17 protein-coding genes are annotated in these 21,794 nt (G+C 60.4%); 5 read left to right on the top strand and 12 right to left on the bottom strand.

Annotated features, from left to right (window positions below):
- The first annotated feature begins 335 nt into the window (after positions 1 to 335).
- Positions 336 to 1,238 carry a class II glutamine amidotransferase gene (locus M0D69_RS08465; RefSeq protein ID WP_301781584.1) on the top strand — a complete coding sequence of 301 codons (903 nt, stop codon included), beginning with the start codon at positions 336 to 338 and terminating at the stop codon, positions 1,236 to 1,238.
- A 62-nt stretch (positions 1,239 to 1,300) separates the two neighbouring features.
- Positions 1,301 to 1,654, top strand: coding sequence for a YegP family protein (locus M0D69_RS08460; protein WP_301781583.1), 354 nt, complete (start codon positions 1,301 to 1,303; stop codon positions 1,652 to 1,654).
- A 124-nt stretch (positions 1,655 to 1,778) separates the two neighbouring features.
- On the opposite strand, the gene M0D69_RS08455 is transcribed toward M0D69_RS08460, so the two are convergent.
- The 6 genes from M0D69_RS08455 to M0D69_RS08430 form a co-directional block, all read right to left on the bottom strand.
- Complete coding sequence (locus tag M0D69_RS08455) at positions 1,779 to 2,504, bottom strand: amino acid ABC transporter ATP-binding protein (RefSeq protein WP_047895660.1); 726 nt, start codon at positions 2,502 to 2,504, stop codon at positions 1,779 to 1,781.
- Positions 2,501 to 3,178: a glutamate/aspartate ABC transporter permease GltK gene (gene gltK, locus M0D69_RS08450; RefSeq protein ID WP_122176031.1), complete on the bottom strand. Its 678-nt coding sequence runs from the start codon at positions 3,176 to 3,178 to the stop codon at positions 2,501 to 2,503. Before gltK ends, M0D69_RS08455 begins: the two co-directional genes overlap by 4 nt.
- A complete protein-coding gene (locus M0D69_RS08445) occupies positions 3,178 to 3,918 on the bottom strand; it encodes an amino acid ABC transporter permease (RefSeq protein WP_301781582.1) in 741 nt (246 codons plus the stop codon). Before M0D69_RS08445 ends, gltK begins: the two co-directional genes overlap by 1 nt.
- Positions 3,919 to 3,987: 69 nt before the next feature.
- A complete protein-coding gene (locus M0D69_RS08440) occupies positions 3,988 to 4,881 on the bottom strand; it encodes a glutamate/aspartate ABC transporter substrate-binding protein (protein WP_301781581.1) in 894 nt (297 codons plus the stop codon).
- Positions 4,882 to 5,163: 282 nt separating this feature from the next.
- The gene (locus tag M0D69_RS08435; protein WP_301781580.1) at positions 5,164 to 6,477 is read right to left on the bottom strand and encodes a Glu/Leu/Phe/Val dehydrogenase; all 1,314 of its coding nucleotides are present in this window, start codon (positions 6,475 to 6,477) and stop codon (positions 5,164 to 5,166) included.
- 109 nt (positions 6,478 to 6,586) lie between these two features.
- Complete coding sequence (locus M0D69_RS08430; RefSeq protein ID WP_301781579.1) at positions 6,587 to 7,555, bottom strand: LysR family transcriptional regulator; 969 nt, start codon at positions 7,553 to 7,555, stop codon at positions 6,587 to 6,589.
- 354 nt (positions 7,556 to 7,909) lie between these two features.
- On the opposite strand from M0D69_RS08430, the gene M0D69_RS08425 reads away from it, so the two are divergent.
- The gene (locus M0D69_RS08425; protein ID WP_301781578.1) at positions 7,910 to 9,301 is read left to right on the top strand and encodes an MFS transporter; all 1,392 of its coding nucleotides are present in this window, start codon (positions 7,910 to 7,912) and stop codon (positions 9,299 to 9,301) included.
- Positions 9,302 to 9,415: 114 nt separating this feature from the next.
- Here the strand turns inward: M0D69_RS08425 and M0D69_RS08420 are convergent, their stop codons facing one another.
- Positions 9,416 to 11,311 (bottom strand): ABC transporter ATP-binding protein/permease, encoded by a 1,896-nt coding sequence (locus M0D69_RS08420; protein WP_301781577.1) that lies wholly within the window; start codon positions 11,309 to 11,311, stop codon positions 9,416 to 9,418.
- A 319-nt stretch (positions 11,312 to 11,630) separates the two neighbouring features.
- Between M0D69_RS08420 and M0D69_RS08415 the strand changes: the two genes are divergently transcribed.
- Positions 11,631 to 12,026 (top strand): acyl-CoA thioesterase, encoded by a 396-nt coding sequence (locus M0D69_RS08415; protein WP_301781576.1) that lies wholly within the window; start codon positions 11,631 to 11,633, stop codon positions 12,024 to 12,026.
- Here M0D69_RS08415 and M0D69_RS08410 read toward each other — a convergent pair.
- Complete coding sequence (locus M0D69_RS08410) at positions 11,972 to 15,271, bottom strand: EAL domain-containing protein (protein WP_301781575.1); 3,300 nt, start codon at positions 15,269 to 15,271, stop codon at positions 11,972 to 11,974. The genes M0D69_RS08415 and M0D69_RS08410 overlap by 55 nt on opposite strands.
- Positions 15,272 to 15,615: 344 nt before the next feature.
- Positions 15,616 to 16,092, bottom strand: a complete 477-nt coding sequence (locus M0D69_RS08405) for a nitrate reductase associated protein (RefSeq protein ID WP_301781574.1) — start codon at positions 16,090 to 16,092, stop codon at positions 15,616 to 15,618.
- A 193-nt stretch (positions 16,093 to 16,285) separates the two neighbouring features.
- Between M0D69_RS08405 and fdhD the strand changes: the two genes are divergently transcribed.
- Positions 16,286 to 17,131, top strand: a complete 846-nt coding sequence (gene fdhD, locus M0D69_RS08400; RefSeq protein ID WP_301781573.1) for a formate dehydrogenase accessory sulfurtransferase FdhD — start codon at positions 16,286 to 16,288, stop codon at positions 17,129 to 17,131.
- A 111-nt stretch (positions 17,132 to 17,242) separates the two neighbouring features.
- Here fdhD and M0D69_RS08395 read toward each other — a convergent pair whose 3' ends face one another.
- The 3 genes from M0D69_RS08395 to M0D69_RS08385 all read right to left on the bottom strand — a co-directional run bounded on the left by M0D69_RS08395 (position 17,243) and on the right by M0D69_RS08385 (position 21,793).
- Positions 17,243 to 18,007: an enoyl-CoA hydratase gene (locus M0D69_RS08395; protein ID WP_301781572.1), complete on the bottom strand. Its 765-nt coding sequence runs from the start codon at positions 18,005 to 18,007 to the stop codon at positions 17,243 to 17,245.
- Between the two features lie 88 nt (positions 18,008 to 18,095).
- Positions 18,096 to 19,295, bottom strand: coding sequence for an acetyl-CoA C-acyltransferase (locus tag M0D69_RS08390; RefSeq protein ID WP_301781571.1), 1,200 nt, complete (start codon positions 19,293 to 19,295; stop codon positions 18,096 to 18,098).
- 62 nt (positions 19,296 to 19,357) lie between these two features.
- On the bottom strand, positions 19,358 to 21,793 hold the full coding sequence (locus M0D69_RS08385) for a 3-hydroxyacyl-CoA dehydrogenase/enoyl-CoA hydratase family protein (protein WP_301781570.1): 2,436 nt from the start codon (positions 21,791 to 21,793) through the stop codon (positions 19,358 to 19,360).
- Between the last annotated feature and the right edge of the window lies 1 nt (position 21,794).

Raw genomic sequence — 21,794 nt, 5'->3', positions numbered from 1 at the left:
ACCATGAAAACACCAGCACGCACGGAGAATATCGGCGGAGCGAAGCGCGCTGCAGCGACACGTTCACTGCAAAACCCCTCAACCTGACCGGCGAAGGTTTGCCACGAAAATCTGCCTGCTGGACCAGTGAATCGCGCTCCAACATCGCGTGCACAACGAAGTGCTAATGCAATCGATCAGTTTTCCTCGCGCGAGCCGGCCCATACCGTGGAAATTCCACAACGATGCCACCCCGCGGTCAAAAGCCGCGATTTTTTGGCGGTTTGGTCGGTGCTATGCTTTGGCTACCCGTATTGTAACGGTTAGCTCCATTCACCCAGTCTGCAGCCCCAGCAATGTGCCAACTTCTCGGAATGAACTGCGCGGAACCCACGGACGTGACTTTCTCGTTCACCGGTTTCGCGGCGCGTGGCGGCGTCACCGACCATCACGCGGACGGCTGGGGTATAGCGTTCTTTGAAGACAAGGCGTGCCGCCTTTTCATCGATCACCAATCGTCGGCCAGTTCTCCGCTCGCTGAAATGGTGAAGCGTTATCCGATCAAGTCGAAAAATACGATCGCGCATATTCGCAAGGCCACGCAAGGTCACATCCTGCTTGAAAACTGCCATCCCTTCATGCGCGAACTGTGGGGCCGGCATTGGATTTTCGCGCACAACGGCGATCTGAATAATTTCAAACCCTGTCTGAACGGGCAATATCAGCCGGTCGGCACGACCGATAGCGAGTTGGCGTTCTGCGCATTGCTGCAGGGTTTGCGGCGTGAATTCCCAGGCTGCCAGCCGCCGCTCGACGAACTTTTCGCGGCGCTGGAAAAGCTGACGCGCGAAATCACGCAATTCGGCGTATTCAATTTTCTGATGTCGAATGGCCAGGCGCTGTTTTCGCATTGCTCCACGCATCTGTATTACCTCGTGCGCAGTTGGCCGTTCTCCACGGCGCATTTGATCGATGCAGACATGTCGATCGATTTCGCGAAGTACACCACGCCGGAAGATCGCGTCGCGGTGATCGCTACCTCGCCGCTCACCGACGACGAAATCTGGACGCGCTTCGAACCCGGCGACCTCGCGTTGTTCCAGCATGGCGCATTGCTCAAGACAGTCAATGTCCCGGTACCGGCCGATGTTGCGGAGAAAGCGCGTGAACCGCTGTGCAAGGTTTGCGTTGAATCGGTGCTGCGCGTCGAGCCTATCGAGACGACCGCGGATGTGGAGACTGAACTCGGCATCGAGTAGTTTCGCGATTTTTGAGGATCACCTGAACTCACGCTCGTTCCACTGCCCAGGGAGCACATGCCATGTCAGGAAAGTTCGTCATCGACCGAGCCCGCAACGGCCAGTTCTATTTCAACCTGCGGGCAGCCAACGGCGAACCGATCCTCAAGAGCGAGACGTATGTGACGCGGGCATCGGCGGAACACGGCATTGCGTCGGTCAAGGCAAACGCGCTGATCGACGACCGCTATGAGCGTAAGACGGACAAAAGCGGCGCGCCCTATTTCAATTTGAAGGCGGGCAATCACGAGGTTATAGGCGTGAGCGAGGCTTACAGCAGCGCGGCAGCGCGCGATGCCGGGATTGAATCGCTGAAGAAAAATGCGCCAGACGCCGTGACGCAAGACAACACCAAGGCAGCGTCAACCAGCGACTAACGTTAGAAAAAAAGGGCCGTCCAGCGTGAGCTGGACGGCCCTTTTTACCCCGCACGCTTTTTTAGATCAACGCGGGCCATACGTGTGGCTGTCCGGCGCTAGCCGAAACAGCTCGCCAACCCCATCAGTGCAGAATCTTCGCGAGAAAATCCTTCGCGCGATCCGACTTCGGATTTTCGAAAAACGCTTCCTTCTTGTCGTCTTCCACGATCAACCCGCGATCCATGAAGATCACGCGATGCGCGACCTTCTTCGCAAAGCCCATTTCGTGCGTGACGCACATCATGGTCATGCCTTCCTGCGCCAGTTCGACCATCACGTCGAGCACTTCGTTGATCATTTCCGGATCGAGCGCGGACGTGGGTTCGTCGAAGAGCATGGCGATCGGATCCATCGATAACGCCCGCGCAATCGCCACCCGCTGCTGCTGCCCACCGGAAAGCTGGCCGGGGAATTTATCAGCGTGAGCGCTCAGTCCCACGCGCTCCAGCAGCTTCAGGCCCTTCGCCGTCGCTTCGTCCTTTGACCGCCCCAGCACCTTGATCTGAGCAAGCGTCAGGTTCTGCACGATCGTCAAATGCGGGAACAGTTCGAAGTGCTGGAACACCATGCCGACCTTCGAGCGCAGCTTCGACAGATTGGTTTTCTTGTCGCCGATAGACTGACCGTTGATCGTGATCTCGCCCTTCTGGAACGGCTCGAGTCCGTTCACGGTTTTGATCAGCGTCGACTTGCCCGAACCGGACGGGCCGCACACCACCACCACTTCGCCCTTTTTGACTTCCGTCGTGCAATCGGTCAGCACTTGAAACTGGCCATACCATTTCGAAACATTCTTGAGTGAGATCATCGGGCGACCTTTTTCTGAAGACTTTTGACGAGACCGGATGCGACCAGGCACACCACGAAATAACAGGCGCCGGCGAACAACACCATTTCGACGGTCGTACCGTCGCGATCGCCCACATTCGTAGCCGTGCGGAAAAAGTCCGCCAGGCTGATCACATACACCAGCGACGTATCCTGGAACAAAACAATAGCCTGCGTGAGCAGCAACGGCACCATCGCGCGAAACGCCTGCGGCAGGATGATCAGCTTCATCGCCTGCATGTAGGTCATGCCAAGCGCGAACGCCGCGTTGACCTGTCCGCGCGACACCGCCTGAATACCTGCGCGGATGATTTCCGAATAATACGCAGCTTCAAACAGCGAGAACGCGACCATGGCGGAGGCTAAGCGAATATCGACTTCCGCCGATAACCCCAGCACATTCTGCAGGAACTGCGGCACGATCAAAAAGAACCACAGCAAGACCATGACGAGCGGGATCGAGCGAAACAGCGTGACGTATCCCTTCGCGAACCATTCGAGCGGCTTGATGCCCGAGAGGCGCAACAGCGCGAGCACAGTGCCCCACAAAATCCCGAACACGAGCGCGAGCAGCGTGATCTTGAAGGTGATGATGGCGCCGGTCCACAGCGTGGGCAGTGAGCTCACCACGCTGCTCCAGTTGAAATGATGCATCACTTGCCTCCAATGTAGCCGGGCAGCCTAGTCCTGGCTTCGACCACTTTCATCAGTTGCATGACGACCAGGTTGATCAGCATATAGGCAAGCGTCACGGCAATGAACGACTCATACGACTGCGCGGTGTAATCCACAAGTTGCCGAGCCTGCGCCGATAGTTCGAGCAAACCGATGGTCGACGCCACCGCCGAGTTCTTGAACACGTTCAAGAACTCCGACGTCAGCGGCGGCACGATGATGCGATACGCGACCGGCATCAGGATGTAGCGATACGTCTGCCATTCGGTGAAACCCATGGCGAGACCGGCGGCGCGTTGTCCGCGTGGCAAGGCCGCAATGCCCGAGCGCACTTGCTCGCACACGCGTGCTCCGGTGAACAACCCGAGGCAGATGATGGATGACGAATAGAACTGCGCGTTCGGCGGCAACTGCTTGAACCAGTTACCAATGGAAGGCGGCAGCAATTCCGGTATCACGAGATACCAGATGAAGAACTGCACAAGCAGCGGAATATTACGAAAGATGGCGACATAAACCGTGCCGATGGCGGCCAGCTTGCGGTTCGGCACGGTGCGAAGAATGCCGAACAACGAGCCGACCACGAGCGCCACGACCCATGACGCGAGCGACACGGTAACGGTCACCCGGAAACCGGAAATGAGCCAGCCGAGATAGGTTGTGGGCTCGCCGGTTGATACAGGGCTTAGGAAAACGCCCCAATTCCAGTGGTAGGACATGGACTCCCTCCAAAAGAAAACGGAAGAAGCAGCGCTCCTTCCGTTTCCATCAATCCAGAAGCATCGGGATTAATCGATTGCCTTGTCGTTCGGGTTCTTGAAAAGCGCCTTCATGTCGTCGCTTTCCGGGAAGGCCAGATTCAAACCCTTCGGCGGAATCGGACTTTCAAACCACTTCTTGTAGATCTTGTCGCCTTCACCCGAGGTTTCCACCTTGGCGATGGCGTCGTCGACCACCTTCTTGAACTCCGGATCGTTCTTGCGCAGCATGCAACCATAAGCTTCACGCGATTGCGCCGTACCGACAATCACGAAATCGCCCGGATTGCTCGACTTCGCACGTTCGCCGGCGAGCAACGCGTCATCCATCATGAACGCAACGGCGCGTCCCGTCGACAACGTCAAAAACGAGTCGCCGTGATCCTTCGCGCTGATGATGTTCATCTCCATGTTCTTGTCCTGGTTCATCTTGCGAAGCAGGCGCTCGGACGTGGTGCCCGCGGTCGTCACCACGGTCTTGCCTTTCAGGTCGGCGAAGTCCTTGATCCCCGAATCCTTCTTGGTCATCAGGCGCGTGCTGATCACGAAGATGGTGTTGGAGAAGGCAACTTGTTGCTGACGTTCGAGGTTGTTCGTGGTCGAACCGCACTCGAGGTCGATCTGGTTGCCCGTCACGAGCAGCAAGCGGTTTTGCGACGTGACCGACTTCTGCTGAATCTTCAGGTTCGGCATGTTGAGCTTTTCCTTGACGGCGTCGACCACCTTCAAAGCAAACTCATACGAATAGCCAATGACCTGTTGCTTGTCGTCGTAGTACGAGAACGGAATCGACGACTCACGGAAACCCAGGTAGATGTTCCCGGAATCCTTGATCTTCTTTAACGTATCGTTGTTTTGCGCTTGCGCACCCGAGGCGAATACACCCAGTGCGGCGAGCAGCAGCGCGGCTTTTTTAAATTTCATAGTTTGATCTCCTTGGCGAAAACGGCGCAATTTTAGCAGGGTAATAAATTTGAAAGAATGAATGTTGTCCACAGTTGCTTATTTTTGAGACACCCGCTGCAATGTCTGATTACACGGGCTTTCCAGCGCCTTCAAGTGCCGTGGTTCCGCCCTAATTTTCTTGTACTTGTCACGCGAAACGCCCGGATACGTCCCGAAGGACGCCCCCGGGCGTTTTGATGCTTTTTGCGTTAGCGCCGCCTCATTCTGACCTGCGCTCGCAAACGTTACCTGTTGCTGAAATCACGGATACAAGCCGCGCATTTCGCGCGCTTGCAGAATCCGCGTACACGCGACAATGAACGCCGCCGTGCGTACGGACACCGAATGCTCGCTCGCCACTTGCCACACGGCCGCGAACGCTTCGCGCATGACGCGTTCGAGCCGCTGGTTGATCTCGTCCTCGGTCCAGAAGAAGCTGGAGAAATCTTGCACCCATTCGAAGTACGAAACTGTGACACCGCCCGCATTCGCCACCACGTCGGGGATTACGAGAATGCCCTTATCGTGGAGAATGTCGTCGGCCGCCGTGGTGGTCGGGCCGTTCGCGCCTTCCACAACAATCTTCGTCTTGATCTTCGATGCGTTTTCTTCCGTGATCTGCCCTTCCAGCGCAGCGGGAATCAGGATGTCGCTTTCAATGGTCCAGAACTCGTCCTTGCTGACCGGGTCTGCGCCTTCGAAGCCGCCCACGCCACCATGCTTGGCCACGTGCTCGAGCAACGCGACGGCATCGATACCCGACGATTTGTACAGCGAACCAGTGTGATCCTGCACCGCCACCACTATTGCACCGGCTTCCTGGAACAGCCGTGCCGCGATTCCGCCGACGTTACCAAAACCCTGCACGGCGATGCGCGCGCCTTCAATATTGAAGCCAATCCGGCGCGCCGCTTCCGAACCCACGACAAACACGCCGCGACCGGTCGCTTCCTTGCGTCCGAGCGAACCGCCAAGAGAAATTGGCTTGCCCGTGACCACGCCGGTTGCCGTCTGGCCCTGGTTCATGGAGTACGTGTCCATCATCCACGCCATGATCTGTTCATTCGTGTTGACGTCGGGCGCGGGGATGTCCTGGTTCGGTCCGATGATGATGCCGATTTCGCTGGTGTATCGACGCGTCAGGCGCTCGAGTTCGCCACGTGACAAGGTGCGCGGATCGACGCGAATACCGCCCTTCGCGCCGCCGTACGGCACGTTCACAGCCGCGTTTTTCACCGACATCCACGCCGACAGCGCCATCACTTCCGACAACGTCACGTCCTGGTGATACCGCACGCCGCCCTTGCCCGGACCACGCGACATGTTGTGCTGGACCCGATAGCCTTCGAAGTGCGTGACCGTGCCGTTATCGAGTTCGATAGGGCAATCGACAATCAGGATGCGCTTCGGGCGCTTGAGGGTTTCGATCCATCGCGACAACGAGCCAAGATACGGCGCTACGCGATCGACCTGCTGAAGATAGTTGCCCCAAGGGCCGAGATGGGTGGAATCGAGATAGGAGGGAATGGCGTGCTGAACAGCGGAAACCGAATGGTCTTGTTGCGGCGATGACATCGAAGCCCCAGCGTTGTGTGGAATGACTTCATTGTCGAAAATTCGGATATTGAAATCCAATGCCGTTTCATCATCGCGTTATGTCTTTCATGCATAACGCCTGGACCGCTTATGTGGACTGGGTTTCCGCCGGTCTTGAGAGCTCCTCGCCGACTGCGGCCCAAAGATTACGCATCAATGCCTGACGAGGATCGTCGCCTTTCGACGCCATCGTGTCGCGGTACAAGCGGATTTCCATCGTCAGCGTGAACTGACCGGCAGGCGTTCCGCGGGTTCCCCTGTCCAGCCGGATCAGGCTGCCTTCATCGACTTCCTTAGCGACTGCGCTGTGCGGCAGGAACGCCACGCCATGACCGGCCAGCGCCATCGCCTTGAGACCTTCGGCCATGTCGGTTTCGTAGACCTTGTCGAGATAAAGACGCGTCGGCGATGTCCCGATGATCACCTCCGTCATGCGGCCCAGGTAAGCGTTCGGCGTGTACGAGAGATAGGGCACGGGGGCATCGGCGGCGCCGGGCAAGGTGTAGCGCGCGCGGCCTCCCTTGTTCACCGACGAGAACGGGCTGATGGGTTCGGTCCCGAGCGTGAGCATGTCGTAGCGCGCGGGATCGAGCGCGACCGGATGACTCGGATGGTGATAACCCATCACCAGATCGCAGCCGCCTTCCACCAGCGACAACACGGCGTCGTGAACATTCAGCGCACGCAAGCGTGTGTTGATGCGCCCAAGCCGGGCTTCGATGTGTTGCAGCCATCGCGGGAAATAAGTCAGCGAGAGCGTGTGAGGAACCGCAAAGTCGATGGTTGCATCGGGCACGCCGGTCTGGCCTCGCAATAGCGTGCGCGCTTCGTGGAACTGGGAAAGCATCGCGAGCGCCTGTTCGTAGAACACCTGACCGGCTTGAGTGAGGCGTGTCGGGTAGACGGAACGATCGATGAGATCCGTACCGAGCCACGCTTCGAGCGCCTGGATGCGGCGCGAGAAAGCCGGTTGCGTGATGTGCCGCAGTTCAGCCGAACGGCTGAAACTGCGCGTCTCCGCGAGCGAGACGAAATCTTCGAGCCATTTCAGTTCCATGCGGCTCCTTCGGCCTGATTGGGGATGCTCCCTGGACGCTCCGGCATTTTACCGTTCCGTTGGCCATGGCTGGATCCGTGAACTACCTCGCACCATTCTCACGCGACCCGCACACGCGCGGTGCTGCATCGCAGCGATAGCAGTGCGCGCGGTATTGCGTTTAGGCGAGCGAAACGTCGGCGCTCGCGAGCCTTCATGCAGCGCAAGGGCGCATCGCTGTTGGGTCTGCGGGTATCGGCTAAAAAGATGGATTTCATTGGCATGATACTTGCAAATTCTGCTCGGCCAAGCGTCGGCCCATGGTCCAGAGCCAGTCATCGACGCCTCCCACAGCTGCCCCACGCAGAGGATCCGATGAAAAACCTGATCTCGTCTTTAAAGAGCGGTAACTGGCGTTCGCTGGTTGCCTGTTTCCTCTACTTCGATACCGGGTTCACCGTGTGGGTGCTGTACGGCCCGCTCGCGCCGTTCATCAGCAAGGACGTCACGATGACGGCAGCCAGCCAGGGCTTTCTCGTCGCGGTACCCGTGCTGGCCGCAGCAATCCTGCGCGTGACGCTCGGCAACTTGTATCAATCCGCCGATGGCCGCCGGGTCGCGCTGATGGGCGTGCTGCTTTCATCGATTCCGACAATCGTGCTGCCGCTCTTGCCCGGGACGCCGTCTTACTCGCTGCTGCTCGTGCTCGGCGTGTTCCTCGGCATGGGCGGTGCGAGCTTCGCCGTCGCGTTGCCGATGGCCGGCAGCAACTATCCGCCGAAGGTGCAGGGACTGGTGCTTGGGCTGGCTGCGGCGGGCAATATCGGCGCGGTGCTGGACGGTTTCCTGTTTCCCCATCTCGCCGATGTCTTCGGCTGGAAGCTGGCCACTGCCGCCGCCTTGCCGTTACTCGCGATCACGGCGGTTGCGCTGTTCGCATGGGCGTCGGATGGCGGTCAGAAGAGCGGCAGCACGTCGCGCGCGATGACCAGTTTCGCGATCACGCTCGCCGGGCTGATCGTGATGGTGCTCGCGGTGCATGGTGGTGTGTTCGGCGGCGGGCGTACAGGCGTTTTGTTACTGCCGGTGCTTGGCGCGTTGCTCGCCATCGCCGTGCTGCCGAAACATTACCGCGCAGTCCTCGGAGAACGCGATACGTGGGTCGTCATGCTGATCTACAGCATTACGTTCGGCGGGTTCGTCGGTATGTCTTCGTATGTGACGCTGCTGCTGACCAATCTCTATCAGATGCCGAAGATCGAAGCGGGTCTCTTCATGGCGATGCTCGCGTTCCTTGGCGCGATCGTGCGGCCGTTCGGCGGCTATCTCGCCGATCGCGTGACCGGCGTGCGTGCGCTGCTCGTGCTGCTGGCGGTGATTGCTATCGCCGACTTGGCTTTTGCTGTGTGGATGCCGCCGGTGGCCGGGGGTATCGCGTTGCTGGTTTGCCTGTATCTGTGCTTCGGGCTTGGCAATGGGTCGACGTTCCAGCTCGTGCCGCAGCGGTGGAAGGGCAAGACCGGGCTGTTGTCGGGAATTGTCGGCGCGGCGGGCGGGATCGGCGGGTTTTATCTGCCTGTGATCATGGGGATGGCTAAGGAAAGTACCGGCAGCTATCAAATGGGGTTCGCGACGTTTGGCGTGTTGGCGATGTTTGCGTTCGGCTTCCTGCTGGCGCTGCGCACGCAGTGGCTGCGGTGGGCCGCGCCGGGGGCGGTGGGCGTCGGGCATGGCCGCGCGACAGCGCTGGTTCACGCGACTGAGTAAGGTCGACCACCGTAAAAAAAACGTCGATGCCTGCCGGCATCGACGTTTTTCTGTTGCGAGTTTCAGGACATATCCGGGACGCTTCCCCCTTCATCTTCCGGTTGCCACAGCGTTTCAAGCCCGCGCCGTGTCCCCCACTTCCACCGCATCACTCGCGCCCTCTTCCGGCTCCTGCGCTTTCTGCTGCTGCAGCGCCCACATCTGCGAGAACAATCCACCGGCGCGCACCAAGTCCGCATGCGTCCCGCGCTCCACAATCCGCCCGTGATCCATCACGATAATCTGCTGCGCATGAACCACCGTCGATAACCGGTGCGCAATAATCAGCGTCGTCCGTTCCCGAGCGATCAGATCCAGCTCATGCTGAATCGCGCGCTCGGATTTCGAATCGAGCGCTGACGTGGCTTCATCGAAGATCAGGAGCGGCGGGTTCTTCAACAACGTCCGCGCAATCGCCACGCGCTGTTTCTCCCCGCCCGACAACTTCAACCCGCGCTCGCCCACCGGCGTCTCATACCCCGCCGGCAAACTTTCAATGAACTCGTGAATATGCGCCGCTCGCGCCGCTGCGATCACTTCATCGCGTGAAGCCGATGGCCGGCCATACGCGATGTTGTAGTAGATCGAATCGTTGAACAGCACCGTATCCTGCGGCACGATCCCAATTGCTGCGCGCAGCGAATCCTGCGCGACATCGCGGATATCCTGGCCGTCCAGCAAAATCCGCCCGCCTTGCTCGCGTTCGAGGTCGTAGAAACGAAAGAGCAGACGCCCGAGCGTCGACTTGCCCGAGCCGCTATGGCCGACCACCGCCGTCGTAGTCCCCGCAGGAATCGTGAAATCGATGCCATGCAAAATCGACCGCGCCCGCTCGTAAGAAAAGCTCACGTTCTCGAAGCGCACTTCCGCGCCCTTGACGACAAGCGGCGGCGCGTTCGGCACATCGGGCACTTCACGTCCGGCGCCGAGCAAGGTGAACATGCGGTCCATATCGGTGAGACTTTGCTTGAGCTCGCGATACACCACGCCCAGGAAATTCAGCGGGATATACAACTGCAGCATAAACGTGTTGATCAGCACGAGATCGCCGAGCGTGAGATGTCCCGCAACAACGCCTTGCGTCGCGCGCCAAAGAATAAACACGAGCCCCGTGCCGATAATGAATTGCTGCCCAAAGTTGAGCACCGACAACGACCGTTGCGAGCGAATCGCCGCTGTCCTGTAGCGCTTGAGGTTTTCATCGTAACGCTGCGCTTCCCACTCTTCGTTGCCGAAATACTTTACGGTTTCGTAGTTCAACAAAGAATCGATGGCGCGCGAATTGGCCTTCGAATCCAGCTCGTTCATCGTGCGCCGGAAGTGCGTGCGCCATTCGGTGAGCTTGATCGTGAACACGATGTACGTCACCAGCGCAATCAACGTGACGATCGCGTAATACGCCTCGTATTTGGCGACGAAAAACCCGAGCACGAGGCCGACTTCCACGAGCGTCGGCAGGATGCTGTAGAGCGAATACGAAACGAGTTGCTGAATGCCGCGCGTGCCTCGTTCAATATCGCGCGACATGCCGCCGGTCTGCCGCTCCAGATGAAACCGCAACGACAGCGAATGCAGATGCCGGAACACTTTGAGCGCGAGTTGCCGCACGGCGCTTTCGGTAACCTTCGCGAACAGCATTTCGCGCAATTCGGTGAACAGCGAAGTGGACAAGCGCACGACCGCATACGCCACCACGAGCAAGCCCACGCCACTCACTAAAATGATCGCAGCGGAGTCCTGCGCGCGTCCGAGCGCGGTCAGATGCTGAATGGAACTCAGGCTGTCGATGACCTTTTTCATCACGATCGGTACGCCCAGATTCGCAACTTTCGCGCCGATAAGGCACGTCAGCGCAAACGCAACGCGCCATTTGTACGTGGTCAGGTATGGCAGCAGCGACAGAATGGTCTGCCAGTCGTTACGCGGCCCTTTGGCGGTGGGAACCGGTTCGGAGGGAGAATTGCGGCGCATGGATTCAAGGTCTGCAGAGGTCCTCGCCGCATAAAGAACCGGCGTCGGACAAGCGAGGTATCGCGGGACGGGGCACCCATCTCAAAATGCGGGCTTTCCCGTACAATTCAATGTTTCCCGGCGCGGGCGGCGATCAGCCGGAGCCTCGGCCAAACGCGGTAAAAAGCACGCTGGACGGCTGAGAATCGTGGCTGAGAATCGTTCGAGCTCGTTCGGAGCGCCAAGCAACATCGTTTAATGCTGCATTGTCGCAGAAGGTGCCGTGGCGCGCTGACCCGCCGGCATCCCGTCTTTGTCACTCTTTCATGGAAATCCGCTCGTGACCCAATCCCTGCAACTCCCGAACAAGCCGGTCGCGCTGCGCGTGGTGCCGCAACCGTCCGATGCCAACGTCCACGGCGATGTTTTCGGCGGATGGATCATGGCGCAAGTGGATATCGCCGGATCGATCCCGGCAAGCCGGCGCGCGAACGGGCGCGTGGCGACCATCTCCGTGAATTCGTTCGTGTTCAAGCAGCCGGTGTTTGTCGGCGATCTGCTGAGCTTTTATACGGATATCGTGAAGACGGGCAATACGTCAGTGACGGTATCGGTCGAGGTCTATGCGCAGCGCATGAGCCTGACGGAAAACGTGGTGAAGGTAACGGAAGCTACGCTGACCTACGTCGCGACCGACAGCGACCGCCGTCCGCGCGCACTGCCTAGGCTGGACTGATCGGACTGACTCTCGCGCGCGCCGAGCGAGCGGCTGATCCCGCTGTTTAGCAACAGCGCGGGAATGTCGCCGCCCGGCAACGGCGGCGAGAAGAAATAACCCTGCATCTCGTCGCAGGCGCGGGCGATCAGGAAGTCCAGTTGCGCTGCCGTCTCCACGCCCTCCGCAATGACCCGCAACTCGAGCGAATGAGCGAGCGCGATGATTGCTGAAGTAATCGTTTCATTGCCTCCCGGCGAGCCGATATCCGCGACAAACGAGCGGTCGATCTTCAAGCGGTGCACCGGAAAACGCTTCAGGTAACTGAGGCTCGAATACCCGGTCCCGAAGTCATCGATGGCAATGCTGATCCCCAGCGCCGCCAGTTCCGACAAGGTGGTAACGGCCTCTTCGCCGTTGCGCATGATCGCGCTTTCGGTGAGTTCGATTTCCAGGTACTGCGGCGCGAGGCCGGTTTCTTCGAGCACGGACGTCACAAGTACGCGGATATCGCGTTGCTGGAACTGCCGCGCCGACAGATTCACCGACATCCGCGCCGCCGGCAGCCCCTGGTCCTGCCACGCCTTGTTTTGCCGGCAGGCTTCGCGCAGCACCCATTCGGAGAGCGGCCCGATCAGCCCGCATTCTTCCGCCACCGGAATAAACGCAGTCGGCAGGACCAGCCCGAACTCCGGGTCCATCCAGCGCACAAGCGCTTCCATGCCAACGATCTCGCCCGTGGTCAGATCCACTTGCGGCTGATAGTGCAGCAGGAATTCGCCGTCGCGTAATGCACGCCGCAAACGCCGCTCGACGTTCATCCGCGCCCCCACAGTGGCGTTCATCTCCGGCTGGTAGAACTGGTACGTGTTGCGGCCCATGTCCTTCGCGCGATACATCGCGAGATCGGCTTTCTTGAGCACGGTTTCGGCATCGTCGCCGTCTTGCGGAAACAGGCTCGCGCCCATGCTGCAGCCCACGTACATCTCCGTGCCGTCAAGCCACACCGGGTCCGAGATGGCGTTGCGCACACGTTCCATCCATGCAATCAGAGTGCTCTCGCCAGTCATGTCGGGGAGCACCACCACGAACTCGTCGCCGCCGTGGCGCGCGATCGTGTCGCCGGAGCGCCCGCACCGTGCCAGCCGCTCGGCGACCACCGCGAGCAAACGGTCGCCGACGCTATGGCCAAGGCTGTCGTTGACGTTCTTAAAGCCATCGAGATCGACGAAAACCACGGCCACCGTGGTCTCCTGCTGGCGTGCCCTGTCGATAGCGTGCTGCAGCCGGTTGCGCAGCAGATTGCGGTTCGGCAGGCGCGTGAGCGTGTCGTAGTTCGCCTGATATTCGAGCTGCTCCTGATAGCGGATCACCTCGGTCACGTCGTTGATCACGCCGATGTGATGCGTCGTATGCCCGTGCGCGTCCGGCACGGGCGCAACGAATAGCTGATTCCAGAACAGCACGCCATCCTTACGATAATTGCGCAGCACCGCGCTGACTTCGCGGTTCGCGGCCAAGCCCTCGCGGATCGCCTTGAGGCCTTCCTGATCGCGGTCGTCGCGTTGCAGGAAACGGCAATCGCGGCCCACGATATCGGCCGGATCGTAGCCCGTGATGCGCTTGAACGCGGGATTCGCGTACTCGATCACGTTGCCCGTGGCGGTCGTGCCGGTAATCAGCACGGCGTTCACGCAGGCATCCAGTGCCCGGCTTTGCAGGCGCAGCGCGAGTTCCGCGCGCTTGCGCTCGGTCGTGTCGTCGTACGAACCCAGCACGCCGATAATGCGCCCCGCCCCATCCAGCAGCGGTAGCTTGCTGGTGATGGAGGTGCGCATTTCGCCGTCGCGGTGGATGTCGCGCTCCTGGTTCATCAACGGCTGGCCGGTCGCGATGACCTGGCGATCGCCGTCACGAAGTTCCGCGGCCGAACGCGCCCAGGGCAGCGTGTCGTCCGTCATGCCGATTACTTGTTCCTTGCTGGCGAGCCCGGCGTCGCGGGCAAAGGCGGAATTGCAGCCGAGATAACGCGACTCGCGATCTTTCCAGAAGATCCGCTGCGGAATATTGTCGATAAGCAATTCCAGCATCTGCTTCGAACGCCGCGCTTCGATCTCGGCATTGATGCGGTCGGTGACGTCGTTCGCCAGCATGAAAATGCCCGGATGCCCCGAATAAGTCAGCGCGTGAGTCGAGATGTCGGCGCTGACCTGCACGCCGTCGCGGCGCTTGTGCCGCCATACGCCCGCGCGCCGCTGAGCGCTTGTCTGGCCCGTCTGGCCCGTCTGGCCCGTCTGGCCCGTCTGGCCCGTCTGGCCCGTCCGGCCCGTCTGGCCCGTCTGGCCCGTCTGGCCCGTCTGGCCCGTCTGGCGCGGCTGGCGCGGCTGATCGCTGGTGTAGCGCGCGAGCAGCGCGGCGAGGCGATCGAAGTCGTCGTCGGCGTGCAGGTCGCGCACGGTCATCGACAGGAATTCGAGCTCGTTGTAGCCGTAGTGCCCGAGCGCCGCCGGATTCACTGCGACAAAGCGATACGTCGCGGCATCGACGATCCACATGGGCACGGGATGCGCGTCGAACAGATCGCGGAAACGCTCGTTGCTGCGCTGCATGGCCCGGGCAATGCGCAACTTGTCGCGCGCCGAACTTTCGTGGCTCGCGAAGGTGTAGATCAGCGCGCCGCCACCGGCGAGCATCGTGAGGATCAGCAGGAGCACGGCACGACTGGACGCCCGCGCGGATTCGTTGAGCGTCGCCGCGAGCGAATCGGCTTCTCGCGCGCGCAGCACCGCCAGTTCGACATCGAGCGAAAGCAGGTCCTCGGCGAGCCGGCGGACCGCTTGCCGGGTCCAATCGCGGGAGGCGCCAGGTGCATCCGCGGCGGCGTGTTCGAACGCCGATTGAGCGTCGCGTTTCGCGATGCGCGCGCTTTCGCCGAGCAGGTGGAACGCGCCTTCCATGCCGGGTTCGAAAGCGAACTGGGCGCGCAAGCCGCTTTCCAGCGCGTCGATATGCGCTGCGCGCGCCTCGCGAACGTCGGCGGGCTTGAGTAAGCCGCTTGCTTCGTACCAGCTGATTTCGGGGAGGATTTCGCCGAGCGCGCTGCGGTACGCGTCGAGGTCGCGCATCAGGCTGAGTGAGCGGCGCGTGCGGGCGTCGGCATCGCTTTGAAGGTCGATTTGCTCGTAGGCGATGAACGCGTTCGCGCCCATGGCCACCAGGACGACGGCGAGGTTGACCAGCAGGCGGCGTGAAAAGAATGATTTCATGGTGTCGATAGCCGTCCGGCATGCGGGGCTGGGAAGACTGGGTGCGAGTCTTCGCATCGATTCCGAGCATCGATTTCTAGTTATCGGCAGGGGGTGGGAGTTATTTAGGGTAGGCGCTTAAAAAGTGCCTGTTGACAGGGTTTCTTGCTCGCCGCGGAGGCGTCTTGCAAGCCAGGCCTGCCGGCGACCGACTGGCATCGATCGCGGGTTGTTGATGAGACGCAGCGGTCCGCTTTGCGGGTTGGTTTTATTAGTCGTCGTCGGGAGTGGCTACGCTCGCGCCTGGGCTTTTCTGCCGGCCCCGGACGTCCGCTCAGCCACCCCGTCAATGTGCAAACGCAATCCTAATCGGCTAGACCAAACTCCCGCATCGCCGGAACGAAGTCGTGATTCACCTCGCTCTTGCGCGATAACTTGGCCAGCGCATAACGCTGGAACGGCGAAAGTTCCGACCAGCGCCCAAGACTCGGCGAGCCGATCCCGCACAAACTGCTCTGGCGAATCACGGTTTCGGGCACCACGTCGGTGTGCGCCCAGATCGGATCGCCGTCGGGCGCAAATGTCTCCGGCAACGCCTCGGTGTGGGTTCGCAGCATCTCGGCGAGTGCCCGGTCAAAATTGGGTTCGATCGCGGCGTCGTCTTCAACAGGAAAGCGTGCGAGCAACTCGCGGTCGCCGTGCGGCAGTCTTCGCCACTGATCGAGCGAAATGCGCTGGCCGAACCGGTCCAGGTTAAAGCGCACGGCGAGCGGAATAAAACTCAGATTCTCAGTCGACTCCAGTTCGAATCCGAACAGGCGCGGAGCGTCGTAAAGTGCCATGGCAGGTGCCTCGTGGGTAGAGGGACAAGGAAAGCGAGTGAGGCCGCGGTAGGTTATCGTAGGGCCTTGAACGGCTTGTAGTGTGTCTGCTGCTCCATAAAGCAGCAAGCGTTATGCCCGAATTTATCTCGTAAATGCTTATGGGAAGCGGCTAAAACGCGACATCGAAAGCTATCAGCAAGTGAGCGACGCCATGAATGACACAGACATCGACGATCAACCCGGCTACGTAGAACGCCCCGTACGGCGGCACCGGCTAGGCGAAATACGCGACGCCGCCGACGACGTCGGCCAGGAATGGCCCGTCGCGCTCGTGTACAACGGCATCTCGCACGCGGTAATGATGTGCACGCCGCGTGACCTGGAAGCCTTCGCAGTGGGGTTTTCGCTGACCGAAGGCATTGTGGAGCGCGGCAGTGACATCCACGACATCGAGGTATTTTTCTACGATACCCCCGGCGGTACCTTGCCGCACGCCGAGGTGCACGTTCAGGTCGTGCAGCAGGCATTCGTCGCGTTGAAAGACAAACGCCGCGCGCTGGCCGGGCGCACGGGCTGCGGGGTGTGCGGGATCGAAAGTATCGAATTGCTGGATCTGCAGCCGGAACGCGTGCCCGATACCGGTTTCCTGATCCGTCTGGCTGATGACGCGATTGCCCACGCCGCGCGTGAATTGCCCGCGCATCAGCAGTTATCGAAGCTGACCGGCGGGTTGCACGCGGCCGCCTGGTGCGATGAAAGCGGCGCGGTGAAATACGCGTTCGAGGACGTGGGCCGCCATAACGCGCTCGACAAGCTGATCGGCCATCTGGTGCTGCAACGCGTCGATACCACGCAAGGTTTCGTGTTCCTTTCAAGCCGGGCTAGCTATGAACTCGTGCGCAAGTCGGCGCGGGTCGGCGTGCCGATGCTGGTTACGATTTCAGCGCCGACGTCGCTGGCTATTTCCATCGCGGAAAAAGCGGGGCTGCGGCTGGTTAGTTTTGCACGGGAGAACGGGTTCGTGGAGTACGGCCGCGTGGACAACGCTGAAAGCTGATCCGTAATCCTTTGGCGTGTTCAGCGGTTTCCCAATCAATCGATACGCAAGCCGGCGTCAGGGCTGGCTTGCGGCATCAATTCCAGGCCAGTTATGCCGCGAAGCCGATTCTCAGTTGAACCGGCTGAAATCCGGCTTCCGCTTCTCAAAGAACGCGGTGAACGCTTCCTTCGCTTCGGGCGCGGTCAGCATGTGGGCGAAGTGCTCCGCCTCCGCCGCCATCTGCGCGCTGACTTCGCCCGCCTGACCACCCTTCATCAACGCCTTGGTAGCCTTCAGCGATGCCGACGGCAACGCCGCGAGTTTTTTCGCCTGAGCGAACGCGAAATTACCCACTTCTTCCGCCGATAAAACCCGGTTCACAATCCCCATGTTCGCGGCTTCGGTGGCATCGAACGGTTCGCCCAGCAGCAACTTCTCCGCCGCCCGCTGATAACCCGCAATGCGCGGCAACAGCAAACTCGACGCCGCCTCCGGACACAACCCGAGTTGCACAAAGGGCAGCGCGAACTTCGCCGTCGATGCCGCGTAGACCAGGTCGCAATGCAGCAGCATCGTCGTACCGATACCCACAGCCCCGCCCGCCACCGCCGCTACAACCGGCTTCTGCGCGGAACTGATGCGGCGCAGGAACTGGAACACGGGCGCGTCCTGAGTCGCGGGCGGCGCCTTCATGAAGTCTTCGATATCGTTGCCTGCGCTGAACGTATCGCCGACCGCGCGAATCAGCACCACGCGCACGGCGGGATCGTTTTCGGCATCGAAGAAAGCGTCGGCCATGGTTTGGTACATCGCGGCCGTCAGCGCGTTCTTGCGGGCCGGACGGTTCATCGTGATGCTCAGCACGCCGTCAACGTGTTCGGTGATGATGTCCATTTTCGTCTCCTGAATGAAGAAACGGTTCGCGAACCGGATAGTGCGCGAACCGTCGCTCTACGTTTAGCGATACGCCGGGTTTTACCGTTTACATCCGTTCAATAATGCCCGCCGCGCCCATGCCCGTTCCCACGCACATGGTCACCATGCCGTACTTCAGGTTACGGCGGCGCAAGCCGTGAACCACGGTCGCGGCACGGATAGCGCCCGTTGCGCCAAGCGGATGGCCCAACGCAATCGCGCCGCCGAGCGGATTGATCTTCGACGGATCCAACCCCAGGTCCTGAATCACCGCCAGCGATTGCGCCGCAAACGCTTCGTTGAGTTCGATCCAGTCGATATCGTCCTGCGTCAGACCGGCTGCTTTCAACGCCGCGGGAATCGCTTCCTTCGGTCCGATGCCCATGATTTCCGGCGGCACGCCACGCACCGCGAAGCTCACAAAGCGCGCAAGCGGCGTCAGGTTGAATTGCTTCAGGATCTTCTCGCTGACCACGATCAACGCACCCGCGCCGTCCGACGTCTGCGAGCTATTGCCCGCTGTGACCGAACCCTTCGCGGCGAAGACGGGACGCAGCTTGGCGAGCCCTTCCATTGTCGTGTCCTGACGCGGGCCTTCGTCGTTCTTGATCTCGCGTGCGTTGACGCGAATCTCGCCTGTGGCCAGATCCGGGAAACGTTCGTTCAGGGTGAACGCCGCGATTTCATCGTTGAACTCGCCGGTGCGTTGCGCTTCCAACGCACGCCGATGCGATTCCACCGAGAACGCATCCTGCGCTTCGCGGCTGATCTTCCAGCGCTCGGCCACGCGTTCGGCCGTCAAGCCCATGCCGTAAGCAATCCCGACATTCTCGTCACGATCGAAGATATGCGGCGACAGCGACGGCTTGTTGCCCATCATGGGCACCATGCTCATCGACTCGCAGCCGCCCGCAATCATCACATCCGATTCACCGACGCGAATCCGGTCAGCGGCCATCGCCAACGCCGTCACGCCCGATGCGCAGAACCGGTTCACCGTCACGCCGCCCACCGAGTTCGGCAGCCCGGCCAGCAACGCGCCGATACGCGCCACGTTCAGCCCTTGCTCGCCTTCAGGAATCGCGCAACCGATGATCGCGTCTTCGATCAGCTTCGTATCCAGCCCCGGTACTTGCGCCACCGCTGAACGGATCGCGTGGACCAACAACTCGTCCGGCCGCGTGTTCTTGAAGATGCCGCGCGGCGCCTTGCCGATAGGCGTCCGGCTCGCGGCGACAATATATGCGTCCTGCACTTGTTTGCTCATTTGCAGCTCCTGTGTCGATCAGAGTTGGCGCTTTAGCGCCCTACTCTGATCCCATGCACGCGTTAGTTACGAACCGGCTTGCCGGTCTGCAACATGCCCATGATCCGTTCCTGCGTCTTGGCAGTGCCGAGAAGGTCAACGAACGCACGACGTTCGAGCGTCAGCAGCCATTCTTCATCGACGAGACTGCCTGCTTCCACATCGCCGCCGCACACCGCTTCCGCGATACGGCTCGCAATCAGGAAATCGTGATCGCTGATGAAACGGCCATCGCGCATGTTCACCAGCGACGCCTTGATGGTCGAGATCGCCGAACGTCCTGCTACGGGGATTTGCGTGGCACGCAACGGCGCGCGATAACCGGCAGCGCTCAAAGCGCGCGCCTCCTTCTTCGCGATATCAAGCAATTCATGGACGTTGAAAACAACCGTATCCGATGGCTTCAGATACCCCATCGCGCGTGCTTCCAACGCGGAGGCGGAAACCTTCGCCATCGCCGCGTTTTCAAACGATTTCTGCAGGAATTTCAAAAGATCGCTGGTCGCGTTCACTGCACTGGCCGCGGTCGCCGCACGCAACGCCGCTTCCTTCAAACCTCCGCCCGCCGGCACGAGACCCACGCCCACTTCCACCAGGCCCATATAGCTTTCGATGTGCGCAACACGCTTCGCCGAGTGCAGCGCGAGTTCGCAACCGCCGCCGAGCGCGATGCCCGACACAGCCGCTACCACCGGCACGCTCGCATACTTCACGCGCAACATGCCTTGCTGGAACATCTTCACGAACGGCTCGATACCCTTCGCTCCGCCCATCATGAACGCGGGCATCGCTTCTTCAAGGTTCGCGCCGGCCGAGAACGCGCCGCCCGGATTGCCGAGCTTCAACGCGGACGTCTGCCAGATCACGACGCCCTTGTAATCGGCTTCGGCGAGCTCGATCGCTTTCGTCAGACCTTCGATCACAGACGGTCCGATCGTGTTCATCTTGCTTTTGAACGACACGATGACGACATCGTCCTCGCCCGCGCGATCATCGACCCACGCACGTACGGCGTCGGTTTCGAACAGCGTCTTGCCATAGGTCTTCGGATCGACGCCCGTTTCACCTGCCAGCGGCGCGCGAAAAACCTGCTTCTTATAAACGTCGAGCGATGAACGCGGCACAAAACTCTTCGATGCAGGCGACCACGATCCTTCAGCCGTATGCACGCCGCCCTTTTCCGCGACGGGACCGTCGAAAACCCATGAAGGCAACGGCGCTTTCGACAACGCCCTGCCTGCATCGATATCTTCCTGCACCCACTTCGCCACTTGCGTCCAGCCAGCCGATTGCCAGCCTTCGAACGGACCTTCGTTCCAGCCGAAACCCCAGCGGATCGCGAGATCGATATCGCGGGCATTGTCTGCGACGGATTCAAGATGTACACCGATGTAATGGAACACATCGCGGAAAATGGACCACAGGAACTGCGCTTGTGGATGCTCCGATTCGCGCAGCAGCTTCAGGCGTTCCGCCGGTGGGCGTTTCAAGATGCGGCCGACGAGTTCGTCCGCCTTGCTGCCGCCATCGACGTATGTTCCCGTCTTCGGGTCCAGCACCTTGATCGCTTTGCCTTCTTTCTTGTAGAACCCCGCGCCCGACTTCTGGCCCAGCGCGCCGTTCTTCACCAAGCCTGCAAGAACCGCCGGCGTTTCGTACAGCGGAAAGAAGGGATCGTCGGGCAGGTTGTCCTGCATCGTCTTGATGACGTGCGCCATCGTGTCGAGACCGACCACATCCGCCGTGCGGAATGTCGCCGATTTAGCGCGGCCGAGACGCGCGCCGGTGAGGTCATCGACTTCATCGAAACGCAGTCCGAACTTCTCCGCTTCGGCGATCACCGCGAGAATCGAGAAAATACCCACCCGATTCGCGATGAAATTCGGCGTGTCCTTCGCGCGCACGACACCCTTGCCAACCACGCTCGTCAGGAACGTTTCGAGCTGATCGAGGATCTGCGGCTGGGTGGTATCGGTGGGAATCAGTTCGACCAAATGCATGTAGCGCGGCGGATTGAAGAAGTGCACACCGCAAAAACGCGCCTTGAGTTCGTCGGAGAAACCGTTCGACAACTCCGTGATCGACAGCCCCGACGTATTGGTCGCGAAAATCGCCTTCGCACCGATATACGGCGACACCTTCTTGTACAGATCGTGCTTCCAGTCCATGCGCTCGGCGATTGCTTCGATCACGAGATCGCAGTCCCGCAGCTTCTCGATGTCGTCGTCGTAATTCGCCGGTTGAATGTATTGCGCGTCGTCTTTCACGCCGAATGGCGCGGGCGACAGCTTCTTCAGATTCTCGATCGCTTTCAACGCGATGCCGTTCTTCGGACCTTCCTTGGCCGGCAGGTCGAACAGCAGGACCGGCACCTGGGCGTTGATCAGGTGCGCAGCGATCTGCGCGCCCATCACGCCGGCGCCGAGCACAGCCACCTTGCGTATGTTCAGATTGCTCACG

This window comes from Caballeronia sp. SEWSISQ10-4 2 (assembly GCF_030464885.1).
Lineage (GTDB): Bacteria > Pseudomonadota > Gammaproteobacteria > Burkholderiales > Burkholderiaceae > Caballeronia.
Note: the sequence above shows the minus strand (reverse complement) of the source record. Positions and strands in the feature narration are given on the sequence as shown.